This is a genomic window from Actinocorallia sp. A-T 12471, assembly GCF_033875155.1.
Lineage (GTDB): Bacteria > Actinomycetota > Actinomycetes > Streptosporangiales > Streptosporangiaceae > Actinocorallia.
Genome location: NZ_JAWZTE010000010.1, coordinates 233,256 through 247,483, shown reverse-complemented (window position 1 = coordinate 247,483; position 14,228 = coordinate 233,256). Strand labels below are relative to the sequence as shown.

Annotated in this window: 13 protein-coding genes; 8 read left to right on the top strand and 5 right to left on the bottom strand. The window is 70.2% G+C overall.

The genetic code is table 11. The features are described 5' to 3' along the window. The first annotated feature begins 1 nt into the window (after position 1). Positions 2–412, top strand: a complete 411-nt coding sequence (locus R9X44_RS25760; RefSeq protein ID WP_319816851.1) for a cytochrome c oxidase subunit 4 — start codon at positions 2–4, stop codon at positions 410–412. A 227-nt stretch (positions 413–639) separates the two neighbouring features. Continuing rightward, on the top strand, positions 640–1,917 hold the full coding sequence (locus R9X44_RS25755) for a L,D-transpeptidase (protein WP_319816850.1): 1,278 nt from the start codon (positions 640–642) through the stop codon (positions 1,915–1,917). A 90-nt stretch (positions 1,918–2,007) separates the two neighbouring features. On the opposite strand, the gene trpD is transcribed toward R9X44_RS25755, so the two are convergent. Both trpD and R9X44_RS25745 read right to left on the bottom strand, forming a co-directional pair. Continuing rightward, complete coding sequence (gene trpD / locus R9X44_RS25750; RefSeq protein ID WP_319816849.1) at positions 2,008–3,060, bottom strand: anthranilate phosphoribosyltransferase; 1,053 nt, start codon at positions 3,058–3,060, stop codon at positions 2,008–2,010. 63 nt (positions 3,061–3,123) lie between these two features. Beyond that, complete coding sequence (locus tag R9X44_RS25745) at positions 3,124–3,552, bottom strand: hypothetical protein (RefSeq protein ID WP_319816848.1); 429 nt, start codon at positions 3,550–3,552, stop codon at positions 3,124–3,126. 230 nt (positions 3,553–3,782) lie between these two features. Here R9X44_RS25745 and R9X44_RS25740 point away from each other — a divergent pair, with 230 nt between their 5' ends. Genes R9X44_RS25740 through R9X44_RS25725 form a run of 4 tightly spaced genes read left to right on the top strand, consistent with a single transcriptional unit; the run spans position 3,783 to position 7,962 of the window. Next, positions 3,783–4,418 carry a heme-copper oxidase subunit III gene (locus R9X44_RS25740; RefSeq protein ID WP_319816847.1) on the top strand — a complete coding sequence of 212 codons (636 nt, stop codon included), beginning with the start codon at positions 3,783–3,785 and terminating at the stop codon, positions 4,416–4,418. Between the two features lie 12 nt (positions 4,419–4,430). Next, positions 4,431–5,258 (top strand): c-type cytochrome, encoded by an 828-nt coding sequence (locus tag R9X44_RS25735; RefSeq protein WP_319816846.1) that lies wholly within the window; start codon positions 4,431–4,433, stop codon positions 5,256–5,258. Next, positions 5,255–6,337 (top strand): ubiquinol-cytochrome c reductase iron-sulfur subunit, encoded by a 1,083-nt coding sequence (locus R9X44_RS25730; protein WP_319816845.1) that lies wholly within the window; start codon positions 5,255–5,257, stop codon positions 6,335–6,337. The genes R9X44_RS25735 and R9X44_RS25730 overlap by 4 nt, the downstream gene beginning before the upstream one ends. Positions 6,338–6,339: 2 nt before the next feature. Then, on the top strand, positions 6,340–7,962 hold the full coding sequence (locus tag R9X44_RS25725; RefSeq protein WP_319816844.1) for a ubiquinol-cytochrome c reductase cytochrome b subunit: 1,623 nt from the start codon (positions 6,340–6,342) through the stop codon (positions 7,960–7,962). Between the two features lie 489 nt (positions 7,963–8,451). Here the strand turns inward: R9X44_RS25725 and R9X44_RS25720 are convergent, their stop codons facing one another. The 3 genes from R9X44_RS25720 to R9X44_RS25710 form a co-directional block, all read right to left on the bottom strand. After that, entirely contained in the window at positions 8,452–8,733 is a 282-nt protein-coding gene (locus tag R9X44_RS25720; protein ID WP_319816843.1) for an Lrp/AsnC ligand binding domain-containing protein, read from the bottom strand. A 67-nt stretch (positions 8,734–8,800) separates the two neighbouring features. Further along, complete coding sequence (locus tag R9X44_RS25715) at positions 8,801–9,550, bottom strand: rhomboid family intramembrane serine protease (protein WP_319816842.1); 750 nt, start codon at positions 9,548–9,550, stop codon at positions 8,801–8,803. Continuing rightward, positions 9,531–11,285, bottom strand: coding sequence for a DEDD exonuclease domain-containing protein (locus tag R9X44_RS25710; protein WP_319816841.1), 1,755 nt, complete (start codon positions 11,283–11,285; stop codon positions 9,531–9,533). Before R9X44_RS25710 ends, R9X44_RS25715 begins: the two co-directional genes overlap by 20 nt. A gap of 115 nt (positions 11,286–11,400) precedes the next feature. Between R9X44_RS25710 and R9X44_RS25705 the strand changes: the two genes are divergently transcribed. Together R9X44_RS25705 and R9X44_RS25700 are read left to right on the top strand one after the other, a co-directional pair. Beyond that, complete coding sequence (locus R9X44_RS25705) at positions 11,401–12,669, top strand: NYN domain-containing protein (RefSeq protein ID WP_319816840.1); 1,269 nt, start codon at positions 11,401–11,403, stop codon at positions 12,667–12,669. A 187-nt stretch (positions 12,670–12,856) separates the two neighbouring features. After that, entirely contained in the window at positions 12,857–13,840 is a 984-nt protein-coding gene (locus R9X44_RS25700; protein WP_319816839.1) for an NlpC/P60 family protein, read from the top strand. Positions 13,841–14,228 lie beyond the last annotated feature (388 nt).

Here is a 14,228-nt window from a genome sequence, read left to right as displayed (position 1 = left end):
GATGCGCGTTCAGGCGTACATGTTCTACGGGTGCGGGATCTTCTTCCTGATCACCGACATCGTGTACTGGTCCTTCTCCGGCGAGTGGACCGGCACGACCGCCATGGCGCTGGCCGTCGGCCTCGCGTTCATGATCGGCATCTACATCCACTTCACGGTCAACCGGATCGAGAAGCTGCGCGGCGCTGAGCTGCCCGAGGACGACAAGCTCGGCGACATCGCCGACTCGGCCGGCGACCAGGGCTTCTTCAGCCCGCACAGCTGGTGGCCGCTGTGGGTGGGCCTGTCGGCCGCCGCCCTGTGCCTCGGCATGATCTTCGGCACCTGGCTGATGCTGCTCGGGGTGGCGCTGCTGATCCTCACCTCGATCGGCTTCGTGTTCGAGTACTACCGGGGCCAGTACGTGGCCTAGCCCATCCCGGGCTTCCCGGGTAGGCAAAACCTCACGCCGAAGGCCGGTGTCTCCCTAACGGGGGCACCGGCCTTCGGCATACTTGCGTACCGTCACCGGGCGTTCACCCGCCGATGTTTCCGGGCGAGCGCCGCACGGGTATCAAGATCGCAGGAGGCGGAGATCCCGCACCCCTCCACAGTGGTCTTCGGGGGCCCAGGACGGGACGACACACAGGAGGTTCAACGGTGCAGGTCAACCGCGCCGCCACCAGGGCGGGAGCCGCAGGACTGCTCCTGGTCCCGCTGCTCGCGAGCTGCTCGAGCGAGAAGCCGGCGAAGCCGGAGGCCGCCGTGGCGATCTCCCCGGTCAACGCGGGGACCGTCCAGCCGGACACTCCGGTCACCGTTCAGGCGAGCAAGGGGACCCTCCAGAACGTCACGGTGACCGACGCCAAGGGGCAGACCGTCCCGGGCGTCCTGGCCGCCGACCGGACCTCGTGGCAGTCCAGGTATCCGCTCGATCCGAGCGCGCGGTACTCGGTGCTGGCGACCGCGCTGGGGGCCGACGGCCAGGTGCAGACCGCGGAGTCGGCGTTCAGCACCGCGAAACCGTCTGAGACGGCCACCGGGGAAATTTCCTTCCCCGAGGCGAACGAGACGGTCGGGGTCGGCATGCCGATCAAGATCAACTTCGGTCGCGAGGTCGTCAACAAGGAGGCGGTCGAGAAGGCCCTGGAGGTGCGGGCGTCGCAGCCCGTCGAGGGCGCGTGGCGCTGGTTCGACGACCAGAGCGTCATCTTCCGCACCAAGGACTACTGGCCCGCGCACACCAAGGTCAGGCTGATCGGGCACCTGGCGGGCGTCCAACTCGCCAAGGGCGTCTACGGGGAGAAGAACCTCGACCGCAGCTTCCGGGTGGGGGAGCGGATCGAGACAGTCGGCAACGCCAAGACGCACAAGGTCGAGGTGAAGATCGCGGGCAAGAAGGCCCGCACGATGCCCGCCAGCATGGGCATGGGCGGCCAGTACAAGTACCTGACGACCTCCGGAAACCATCTGACGATGGAGAAGGAGTACATGACCGTCATGACGTCGCCGGACGCGGGGCCGGGACAGCCCGGCTACTACCAGCAGAACGTCTACTGGACGGTCCGGATCTCCAACAGCGGCGAGTACCTGCACAGCGCGCCCTGGTCGGTCGGCTCGCAGGGGTACGCCAACGTCAGCCACGGGTGCATCAACCTGTCGCCGGACAACGCCAAGTGGTTCCACAAGATCAGCCACCGGGGCGACCCGGTGAAGATCGTCGGGACCGCGCGGCCGCTCGAGCCGGAGAACGGCTGGGGGTACTGGCAGCTCGACTGGAAGAACTGGCTGAAGACCAGCAAGGCCCAGGGCTTCACCACCGCCGCGATGGACGGGGCCGAGCACGCGCCCGCCAAGGCGGAGGCGGCGTCCAAGACGCCCGCGAGCAAGCCCGACAAGGCGCCCGCGGTGCCCGCCGCGCCCGCAGGGGCGCCCTGAGGCGTCAGAAGCCGGGAAGCACACAGCCGAGAAACACAGAAGGGGGCCTGCGGGCCCCCTTTCGCGTGTGACGGATGGGGCCCGGGAGGCTCAGGACGGCCTGTGCCGCTGTGAGATGCTCACCCAGCGCTCCAGGAGGTCCCTGGCTGCTCCGGAGTCGATCGCCTCTCCCGCGCGCTCGTAGGCGTCCTTGAGGGCCGGGACGAGGCCGTCGGGGCTCGGGGCCCCCTCGGCGGCGACGAGCGCGGCCGCGGCGTTCAGCCGGACCATGTCGCGGATCGGGCCCTGCTCCCCGGCAAGGACCTTGTGCACGACGCCCGCGTTGAAGGTCGCGTCCGCGCCCCGGAAGTCGGCGAGGGTCGCCCGGGGGATGCCCAGCTCGGCGGGGTCGAAGACGGTTTCGCCGACGACGCCGTCGCGGACCGTCCACACCTTCGACGGGCCGGTCGTGGACAGCTCGTCCATGCCGTCCTCGCCGCGGAAGACCAGGCCGGTCGAGCCGCGCTCGGCGAACACCCCGGCCAGCACCGGCGCCATCCGCTCGTGGAAGACGCCGACCGCGAACGACTTCGGCCGCGCCGGGTTGGTGAGCGGGCCGAGGAAGTTGAAGACCGTCGGGGTGCCGAGCTCGCGACGGGGTCCGGCGGTGTAGCGGAAAGCCGGGTGATATACGGGCGCGAACAGGAACGCCACGCCCGCCTCGCGGGCCACCTTCTCGGTCGCCGCGGGAGGCAGGTCGATCACCACGCCGAGCGCCTCGAGCACGTCGGCGGTGCCGCACGACGACGACGCCGCGCGGTTGCCGTGCTTGACGACCTTCGCCCCGGCCCCGGCCGCCACGATCGAGGCCATCGTGGAGAAGTTCACCGTGTGGTGCTGGTCGCCGCCGGTGCCCACCAGGTCGACGAGGTCGCCCTCGATGTCCAGCGGGGTGGCGTTGGCCAGCATCCCCGCCGCGATGCCGCCGACCTCCGCGACCGTCTCGCCCTTGGCCCGCAGCGCCACCGCGAACCCGGCGATCTGCGCGTCCGTCGCGGCGCCCGCCATGATCTGGCTCATCGCCCAGCCCGTCTCCTCCGAGGTCAGGGACTCCCCGGAAAGCAGGGCGTTGAGCAGGGCTGGCCAGGTGGTACGGGCGCTCACGGCGGATTCTCTTTCGGGCTCGTTCGGGCTCGGACGGTCGGAACGGGGCGGGCGGGCGCGGCGCTACAGGACGGGCAGCCGGTCCTGGGCGCGGCGGCGCAGCAGCTGCGCGGCGGTCTTGGCGACCTCAAACGGGTCGAGCGGCTGGGTGACGACGCCGTCGGCCCGCGACCAGGTCGCCAGCCAGCCGTCGTCACGGCGCGCGATCACCGCGAGGACCGGCGGGCAGTCGTAGACCTCGTCCTTGGCCTGGCGGCACACGCCGAGGCCCCCGGCGGGCTGCGCCTCGCCGTCGACGATGGCAAGGTCTATGCCGCCGGCGTCGAGCAGGCGGACGACGGCGGGCTGGGTCGCGCACTCGACGTACTCCACGGGCGGGAGGTCGGCGGCGGGGCGGCGGCCGATGGCCAGCCGGATCTGCTCACGGGTCGCTGCGTCGTCGCTGTAGACGAGGACCTTGACCGGGGAGGCGGTGGCGTCCGTGGTGCTCATGGCGCAAACATACTCCTTCAGCACGTTCCCACAAGGGCGGACGCGGCGTCCGGACCGGGTGCGCGAAGATGGCCGACGGGTCCGCGACCTGGCCGCCCACCAGGACGTCCGCGCCGGGTCACGGGCGGTCGTCCATAACGTGACGGGGCGCGGCGAAGTTCCAAGTTGTGACCGAAGCTTCGGCCGCAAACGGGGGGTCATGCGCAGGGTGGCCGCGAGGTGCCGTAATAATGCTGCCCGTGGCAACTGCATCCGCGATAAAGACAACTACGCATGGCGGCCGGGCGAATCGTCCGAACCTCGTCAATGTGGGGACGATCGTTTGGCTGTCGTCCGAGCTCATGTTCTTCGCGGCGTTGTTCGCGATGTACTTCACCATCCGGTCGGTGACAACGGGCGCCGGAGGAGAGTGGCCCCAGGCCGAGCTGAACCTGCCGTTCGCGGCGGTCAACACGCTGGTCCTCGTGCTCTCCTCGGTGACCTGCCAGATGGGCGTCTTCGCCGTCGAGAAGAAGGGCGGCTCCGACGCCGACCGTCTCCGGAAGATGCGCTTCTGGTACGTGATCTCCTTCCTCATGGGCCTCTACTTCGTGCTCGGACAGCTCTGGGAGTACCGGGAGCTGATCCACCACGGCACGACCCTGTCCGCGAGCGCCTACGGCTCGGTCTTCTACTTGACCACCGGGTTCCACGGCCTGCACGTGACCGGAGGTCTGATCGCGTTCCTGTTCGTCCTGGGACGCACGTACGCCGCGAAGCGCTGGACCCATGAGCAGGCGACGAGCGCGATCGTCGTTTCGTACTACTGGCACTTCGTGGACGTGGTCTGGATCGGCCTGTTCGCGACCATCTACCTGATCCGATAACGAGGACCATCCGTGACTAGGTTCACCGCATGGCGCCGGCGCTCCTGGGCGGGCTACGCCGTCGTGCTGGCCGCCCTGGTGGCCATCGGCGCCATTTACGCCGGTGTGTCGCCCGCAACCGACCAGGCGCAGGCGACCGGCACCCAGGCGCAGGCCGCCGACCTGGCCAAGGGCAAGTCGCTGTTCAACCAGAACTGCGCGAGCTGCCATGGCCTCAACGCCGAGGGCACCAAGGACTCCTACGACAACACGATCGCGCCGAGCCTCATCGGCGTGGGCGCCGCGTCGGTCCACTTCCAGATCACCACCGGCCGGATGCCGGCGATGACGAACGCCGCGCAGGTCCCGAGCAAGAAGGTCGTCGCGCCGTTCGACGACGAGGCGAACGTCACCGCGGTCGCCGAGTACATCCAGTCGCTGGGCGGCGGCCCTGGCGTCCCGATCGTGCCCCAGGGCGGCGACGCGGCGCTGGGCGGCAAGCTCTTCCGCACCAACTGCGCGCAGTGCCACAACTTCACCGGCCAGGGCGGCGCCCTGACCGAGGGCAAGTACGCGCCCGACCTGCTGGAGACCACGCCCGTCCAGATCTACGAGGCGATGCTCACCGGTCCGCAGGCGATGCCCGTCTTCAACGACACGACGCTGACGCCCGAGGACAAGGCGGCCATCATCGCCTTCATCGAGACGACCCGTGAGGAGCCCAACCCGGGCGGCGCGGGCCTCGGCCGCATGGGCCCGGTCTCCGAGGGCCTCGTCGGCTGGGTGGTCGGCATCGGCCTGCTCGTCTTCGCGTCAATCTGGATCACCGCCAAGAAGCCGAAGAAGCTGAAGAAGTCATGAGCGACGAAACCAACGAGAACTCAGCGCCCGAGCGCGTGATCGGCACGCCGACCACCGCTCCGGTCGGCAAGGTACTGGTCGCCGACGACGAGGCCGGGCCCGTCAAGGCCGGCTTCGAGCTCGACGAGCGCAAGGCCAAGAAGGCCGAGCGGATCGTCGCCTCGCTGTTCCTGCTGGCCTTCGCCGCGAGCGTCGGCTTCATGGTCTACTTCATCGGCTTCAGCGGCCGCGACGGCGGCATGCACGGCATCCACCGGGCCCAGGAGTCGAACCTGTGGCTCGGCGGCCTGATGACGCTGGCGTTCCTGTCGCTGGCGGCGGGCGTCACCGTCTGGTTCCGGCGGCTGATGACCAGCGTGCCGATCGAGCAGGAGCGGCACGACCTCGCCACCGACGAGGCAGCGCGCGCGTCGTTCGCGCGAGACTTCCAGCAGGGCGCGATCGACAGCGGGTTCGTCAAGCGGCCGCTGCTGCGCCGCACGCTGCTGCTGGCCGCCGCGCCGCTGGGCCTCGCGCCGCTGTTCCTGCTGCGCGACCTCGGCCCGCTGCCCGAGAAGCGCCTGCGCAGCACCTGGTGGGGCGAGGCAGTGGAGAAGGCGAAGAAGGAGGGCAAGAAGGGCGTCCGGATCGTCGTCGACGGCACGAACGTCCCGCTCAAGGCGTCCGACTTCAACTCGCCCGGCGGCATGATCACCGTGCTGCCCGAGGGCATCCACGAGAACGGCGAGGAGACGCTGACGCTGATCGCGAAGGCGTCGACCATCCTCATCAACGTGGAGCCCGACCTCATCAAGCCGGTGAAGGGCCGCGAGAACTGGACGGTCAACGGGATCGTCGCGTACTCCAAGATCTGCACGCACGTCGGCTGCCCCGCGGCCCTGTACGAGCAGACCACGCACCGCATCCTGTGCCCGTGCCACCAGTCGACGTTCGACGCGACCGACGGCGCGAAGGTCGTCTTCGGCCCCGCCGCGCGCGCGCTGCCGCAGCTTCCGCTCGCGGTCGACGACGAGGGCTACCTCATCGCGACCGACGACTACCCCGAGCCCGTCGGGCCTAGCTTCTGGGAGCGTGGCTGACCATGGCAGACGAGACACTGCCCAAGGCGGTCGCGGGACCGCTGAACTTCGTGGACGACCGGCTGGGGACCGTCGGCTTCATGAAGCGGAACGTCAAGAAGGTCTTTCCCGACCACTGGTCGTTCCTGCTGGGCGAGATCGCCCTGTACTCGTTCATCATCCTGCTGCTGAGCGGCACGTTCCTCACGCTCTGGTTCAAGCCGAGCATGCTGGAAGTGCACTACCACGGCTCGTACGAGCCGCTGGTCGGCGTGCAGATGTCCGAGGCGTACGCGTCGACGCTGCACATCACGTTCGACATCCGCGGCGGTCTGCTCATGCGGCAGATCCACCACTGGGCGGCCATCCTGTTCATGGCCTCGCTGATGGTGCACATGCTGCGCGTGTTCTTCACGGGCGCGTACCGCAAGCCGCGTGAGATCAACTGGCTGATCGGCCTCGGCCTGTTCACCCTCGGCATGCTCGAGGGTCTGTTCGGGTACTCGCTGCCGGACGACCTGCTGTCCGGCACCGGTCTGCGGATCACCCAGGGTGTGCTCGAGGCGATCCCGATCGTCGGCACCTACGGGTACATGTTCCTGTTCGGCGGGGAGTTCCCCGGCGTGGACATCATCCCGCGCATGTTCACCCTGCACATCCTGCTGATCCCGGGCATCATCCTCGCGCTGATCACCGCGCACATGATGATCATGTGGCACCAGAAGCACACCCAGATGCCGGGCACCGGCGGCACCGAGACCAAGGTGACGGGCTACCCGTTCTACCCGGTCTTCATGGCCAAGGCCGGCGCGTACTTCCTGTACACCTTCGGCGTCATCGCGCTGCTCGGCACGTTCGCCCAGATCAACCCGATCTGGCTGTTCGGCCCGTACGACCCGTCGGCGATCTCGGCAGGTTCGCAGCCCGACTTCTACATGGGTCTGCTCGAAGGGTCGCTGCGGCTCATGCCGGGCTGGGAGATCACCGCCTGGGGCCACACGCTGAGCCTGAACGTCCTCATCCCGGCGCTGGTGCCGCTCGGCATCATCTTCACCGGGGCGGGCGTATGGCCGTGGCTGGAACGCTGGATCACCGGCGACCACCGGTACCACCACGTCAACGACCGTCCGCGCAACGCTCCGACCCGTACCGCGCTCGGTGTCGCGATGGTCGCGTTCTACGGTCTGATGTGGCTCGCCGGCGCCAACGACGTGCTCGCCGAGAAGTTCCACCTGTCGCTGTACGCGACGACCTGGTTCTTCCGCTTCGCGATCTTCATCGGCCCGTGGCTGGCTTACCTCATCACCAAGCGGATCTGCCTGGGCCTCCAGCGCAGCGACGCGGCGACGATGGCGCACGGCTACGAGTCCGGCACGATCGTGATGAGCCCGGAGGGCGAGTTCTCCGAGCTGCACAAGGAGCCCGCCGACTTCGAGAAGGCGAAGCTGCTGTCCAAGGAGGAGCCCAAGGCCCCGCTGCCGGCGATCGACGCCAACGGCGTCCCCGCCAAGGGCAGCAAGGGCCCGCTCGGCCACCTGCGGACCCGCCTCGCCATGTGGTACAACGCCGACTCGATCCCCGTCGAGGGCGACGGCGACCCGCACCACCACGGTCACGACGACCAGCACAAGGAGCTGACGCACTAGCTCACCGGTTGCCACACCAACCGACGCGGGCCCTCCCTACGGAGGGCCCGCGTTTGTGCTCCCTAACCCCTTTTCGCCGCAGTCCCTTCGGGACTGCGGCGAAAATCTGCGCCCGCCGGGCTCCTGTGGGCCGACGCGCGGGCCGGGCCCGCTGCTGCAGCCGCCGTGCGCGCCCTAGCTGCGCCACAGTCCCTTCGGGACCGCGGCGAAAAGGGGTTGCGCCCGTCGGGCGCGGCGGCGCCTGGCCCGGCCTCGCCGGTTCCGCCGGTCTTCGCGCATGCCCGGTCCCCGTTGCAGTCCCGAAGGGACTGCAACGGGGAGCCGCGGCGCTCCCGGGCTCCTGGCGGGGTGATGCGGGCGCTGAGCTTGCTGGCCCTGCGGCCGTCGAGCACGCCTGGAGGTCGTCGCAGTCCCGGAGGGACTGTGCCTTGCCGGGTGACGGTGGCCGGGCCGGAGCGCGCCGCAGTCCCGGAGGGACTGCGGCGGGGGTTAGTCGGGGAGGCCGAGGGAGAAGACGGACTCCAGGTCGTGGCGGGAGTAGGTGCGGAAGGCGATGTGGGTGTCGGTGTGGACGACGCCGGGGACCTTGTTGAGGTGGCCGGGGATTATTTCGGCGAGGTCGTCGTGGTGGCGGACGCGGACCATGGCGAGCAGGTCGTGGTCGCCGGTGATCGAGTAGACCTCGCTGACACCGTCGAGCTTCACGACGGCCTCGGCGACCTCGTTGATCTGGTCCACTTCCGTCTGGATCAGCACGATTGCGGTAATCAAGGGGGCTCCTCCTTTGCGTCCGGTTCCTCTCAGGTTACGAGGGGACCGGGGGAGAGGAGATCATGCCCTACCGGCGGGACGCCAGAGCGGCCGCCCTGGCGAGGGCTCCGGGCCTGCGCGCGAGCAGCCCGAGCAGGGCCCCGGCGGCGAATCCGTAGATGTGCGCGACATAGGCCACATCGTCGGCCGCGCCGAGGCTGAGCCACTGGATCACGAAGAACTGGCCGAGCAGCACCCAGGCGGGCAGCCGGAACGGCAGGAACCCGCTGACGAGCGCGATCGTCCGCGAGCGCGGGTGGATCGCCAGGTGGGAGCCCAGCACCCCCGCGACGGCCCCGGACGCGCCGATCAGCGGCGTCTCCGAGCCCGGTGACGTGATCGCGAACCCGTAGACGGCGGCGAGCCCGCACACCAGGTAGAAGAGAAGGAAGCGGAACCGTCCCAGACGGTCCTCGGTGGCCTGCCCGAACACGAACAGGTAGATCATGTTCCCCAGCAGGTGCAGCCAGCCGCTGTGCAGGAACATCGAGGTGAACGCCGAGAGCAGCGGGATCTTGCCGTATGACGCGGCCCCGCACTCGGCGGTGATCTCGGCGGGCAGCGGGATCGCCTCGTCGGAGGTGAGCTCGCGGGGGATCGCCCCGAACTCGTGGACGAAGACGGTCTGCGCGCACACCAGGGACCTGGCGTCGGCGTGGTCGTTGCCGAAGACCGCCATCGGGGTCAGCAGGAACACCACGAAGTTCGCCGCGATCAGGGCATAGGTGACGAGCGGGACCCGCCTGGTGGGCTGGTTGTCATACAGGGGAATCGCCACGTCGGCCAGCGTAGGGCTTCGGGTCCCCGTAGGCACCGTCGATCCACGTCCGCAGACCCTCCGCGCCGCCGACCGGGCAGCTCCACACCCCCGTCACCTCGACCAGGCGGACGCCGGGGGCCTCCAGCCACCGCAGGACGCAGTCCATCTCCTCAGGGGTCGCAGCGAAGCGCTGAGGGCCGCGCAGGACCGTCTCGGCGGTGGCGACGCACGCGTCGACGTACGGGCGGTAGCGGGGCGCTCCGGGCGGGATGACGCCGGTGGCGGCGAGCCGCCCTCTGCGGACCACGGCGAGTTCCCAGCCGCCCGACGCCTCCGGGCGCGCCGCGACGAGCTCGTCGCATCCGGCCAGGGACGCGAACCGCTGCGCGCGCCACGCGGCGCGCAGGAACGCGGCGAGTTTGTCGCGCCAGCCGGCGGCCTCCTCGTAGCGCAGCTCGCCCGCGAGCCTGTCGATCCTGCCGCGCGCGGCGCGCACGACGGGCCCGGCGTCGGCCGTCATCGCGGCGCGGGCGAGTTCGACGTGCCCGGCGTAGGTCTCGCGGGTCTCCCGGCCGTCGCAGGGCGAGCCGCAGCGGCCGAGTTCGGCGAGCGCGCACGAGTGCGTCTTGCCCGCGGCGATGCGGCGTTCGGTCAGCGGCTGGTTGCACTGGCGCAGCAGGGCGGTCTCGTGCAGGGCGGCGCGCGCCTCCTCGGCCGAGCCGGTGGACGGGAAGGGCCCGAGGTAGGCGGAGTCGTCGTCGCGGCATTCGCGCACCACCGACAGGCGCGGGAACGCCTCGTCGGTGAGCTTCAGCCAGACCGCGCGCTCGGGGAACTTCGACCTGCGGTTGTAGCGCGGCTTGTGCTCGGCGATGAGCCGCAGCTCGCGGACCTCGGCCTCCAGCGCGGTCGGGCACGGGATCGACCGCACCCGCTCGGCGATCCCGATCATCTCCCGGACGCGGCCGCGCGTCTCGCTGGCGGTGAAGTAGGACCGGACGCGGGTGCGCAGGTCGCCGCTCTTGCCGATGTACAGGATCTCGCCTGAGGCGTCCTCGAACAGGTAGACGCCGGGGCCGGACGGCACGTCGTCGGCGAGGCTCCGCTTGGCCTGCTGCTCGCGGGTGGGCGCCTTGGCGAACGACCGCGCCTCCTCGAGCGTGGCGACGCCGAACGCGCCGAGCCGTTCCAGCAGGCCGTGCAGCACGTCGACGGTCGCGCGGGCGTCGGCGAGCGCGCGGTGGTTCGGGCTCGTCGCGGCGCGGAAGAAGCGGGCGAGGGTGCCGAGCTTGCGGTTGGGCACCTCGTCGCGGGTGAGGACGCGCCTGGCGAGGTCGGCGGTGTCCAGGACGGGGAAGGCCGGCCACTCGTAGCCGTGCCGCGCGCATGCCGCCTTGAGGAACCCGACGTCAAAGGGCGCGTTGTGCGCGACGAGCACGGTGCCGCGCGCGAACTCCAGGAACGACGCCAGGACCTCGGGCACCTGTGGCGCGCCGACGACCATCTGCTGGGTGATGCCGGTCAGCACCGAGATGAACGGCGGGATGGGCAGCCCGCAGTCGACCAGCGTGCCGAGCTCGCCGACGGTCTTGCCGCCCCGCACCTTGACCGCGCCGATCTCGGTGATGCCGCACTCGTCGGCAGAGCCGCCCGTGGTCTCGAGGTCGACGACGGTGAAGGTGACCTCCGCGAGGGGGGTGCTGCGCGCCCCTTCCGCGAGAAGGTCTTCCAGTGAGCCTTGAACGCCTTGCATGCTCGGCACCGTAGGGGCCGCGTGTGACAAAATCTGCACAGACCGAAATCCGCGCGGACCGAGGAGCGGGACCATCACTTCGGACGAGAGCCTCAGCGGGCCACTGCCCGAGGCGGTGCGCCGCCGTGTGGTGGACGCGGCCGCCGAAGTGCTCGCGGGGCTTTCCGCCGAGGACGTGCCCGTGCCGTTGCGCAGGATCGCGAAGTTCCGCCCGAAGGCGCGCGCCCGCGAGGGCGGCTCGGTCATCGCCAAGCAGCTCGACGCCGACGCCGCGTTCCGCGCCCGGGTGGGGGACAGGCTGCGCGAGGCGGAACCCGAGCTCGCTGAAGCGCTCGAGCGCGGTGAGCGGCCGGAGGGCGCGGACTCCGTCCAGGTCGCGGCGGCGGCCTATCTGCTGCGTCCGGGCGGCTGGCCCGCGCACGTGGAGGCGGCGCGCGCGGAACTCGTGCGGGCCGCCGAAGACGCCAGGGAGTCCCAGGCCGTCCAGGAGGCCGCGACCCTGCGGGCGCGCCTTGACGAGGCGCGCGCGGTCCACGCGACCGAGACCGCGCGGCTGCGCGGCGAGCTGAAGGACGCCAAGGCCGAGGTCGCCGACCTGCGCCGCAAGCTCGGCGAGGAGCGCAGGGCGGCGCGCGAGGCGGTGGAGCGCGCGGCGGAGCTCGACGCCGAGCGGCGCGCCGAGCGCGAGGAGTCGCTGAGCGCGTTCGGCGCGCTGGAACGCGAGCTGAAGGCGGTCCGCGCCAAGCTCACCTCGGCCGAGGCCGCGCTGGAGTCGCACCGCAAGGCCGCGCGCGAGGGCCGCAGCATCGAGGACGTGCGGCTGCGGCTGCTGCTCGACACGCTCGTGGACGCCGCCCAGGGCGTGCGGCGCGAGCTGAACCTCCCGTCGGTCATCTCCCGCCCCGCCGACCACGTCGCGGGCGCGGTGGAGGCGGCCGGGGCCGCGCACGGCAGGTCGCTCGCCGAGCCCGACGCGCAGCTGTTCCAGGAGCTGCTGATGGCCCCGCGCGCGCACCTCATCGTGGACGGCTACAACGTCACCAAGACCGGGTACGGGGAGCTTCCGCTGGCCGACCAGCGGGCCAGGCTCGTCAGCGGGCTTGGCGGGCTGTATTCGCAGACGCACGCGGAGATCACCGCGGTCTTCGACGGCGCGCAGGTCGAGGGGCACGTCGCGGTGCAGGCGCCGCGCGGGGTGCGGGTGCTGTTCAGCAGGCCCGGCCAGCTCGCCGACGACCTCATCGCCGACCTCGTGCGGGCCGAGCCGCCCGGCCGGGTCTTCGTCGTCGTCTCCTCCGACCAGGAGGTCGCCGCCTCGGCGCGCCGCGCGGGCGGCAGGACTGCCACGGCGGGGCTGCTGCTGAAGCGTCTCGGCAGGTTCTGACGGCGCTGCGCGCGCCCGCGCGTCCGGCTCTGAGCTGGGTCGACGCCGTCACTGACCCGGGGAGTCTCCCGCTAAACCCGTCGAGGGTGAGAAAACCCTGAAATACCGGCGTTTCGGTTGTGGGGTGGTGCCTTCACTACTAGGGTCAACGGCTGACAAACCAGTGCAAGAAGGGGCGTTTCCCACAGTGGCCCAGAACACTCCGAAATTCCGCCGCCTGGCAGCTCTGTGCCTGGCCGCAGCCGTCATCTGGAGTGTTCCCGGCGTCGCCCAGGCCGAGCCGACCCGGGCCGAGGCGCAGAAGAAGCTCGACAAGCTCAACGAGCAGGTCGAGAAGCTCGTGGACAAGTACAACGCCCTCAACAGCGAGCTGAAGGTCGCCAAGCGCAAGCTCTCGTCCGCCAAGAAGGCCGCCGCCCGCGAGCAGAAGGCGTTCGACGACGCCCGCGAGGGCATCGTCCAGATGGCCAGCGACGCCTACAAGACCGGCGACATCAGCAACATCACCGCCCTGCTGTCCTCCGGCGACCCGCAGGACGTCCTGGACCAGGTGTCGATCTTCTCGCACGTGACGAGCCAGCGCGGCGACAAGATCAAGGACTTCCTCGCCTCCACCCAGCGGATGGAGCGCGAGAAGGGCAACGCCCAGGACGCCTTCGACAAGGTCAACGCCAAGGTCAAGGACATCGGCGACCAGAAGGCGGTCATCGACAAGGCGATCAAGAAGCAGAAGGACCTCGTCGCGAGCCTCGGCGGCGACACGCCGACCGCGTCGGGGCCCGTCGGCGGCACCTACACAGGCCCGGCGAGCGGCCCGGCCCGCACCGCCCTCGACTTCGCCTACAAGCAGCTCGGCAAGCCCTACATCTACGGCGGCACCGGCCCCACCGGCTACGACTGCTCGGGCCTGACGATGAAGTCCTGGGCCGCCGCGGGGGTCGCCCTGCCGCGCACGGCCGCCTCGCAGTACAGCGCCACCTCGGGCACCCGCGTGTCGTACGACAACCTCCAGCCCGGCGATCTCCTGTTCTTCAGCGGCCTCGGCCACGTCGGCATGTACGTCGGCGGCGGGCAGATGATCCACGCCCCCCGGACGGGTAAAAACGTGGAGATCGTCTCCGTTACCTCCGGCTACTACCGCGACCGCTTCATCGGCGCCGGACGGCCGTAGCGTCAGCCCCGCGTAACACCCCTGAAACGCCCGCTATAGGGCGTTTTAGGGGTCCCGAAGGGCTCCCCGGCGGGGTGAGACCTGTGTCACCCTCCCTTCATAGCCCGCTTCACCTGGGCATACCTGCCCGTGGTCATCTTTGCGGGGCATTTGCCTTTCGCTGTTTCTTTGGTACCTTCGAGTTGAAGGCAGCGTTATCCGAACGTTGCCGGGCGGTGGCTCCCCCCAGGCGCCACCCGTGGTACATCCGCCGACCAGCCTGATCCGAGAGCCGGTGTCTAGGACGACACCCGCGCCGCGCAGTGAAGCGTAGGACAGTGCGATCTGAGCCCCTGTTAGGGCGTCGGCGTCACCGACAAATCCAAACCGCAGTCGTGCGGTCGAGCCA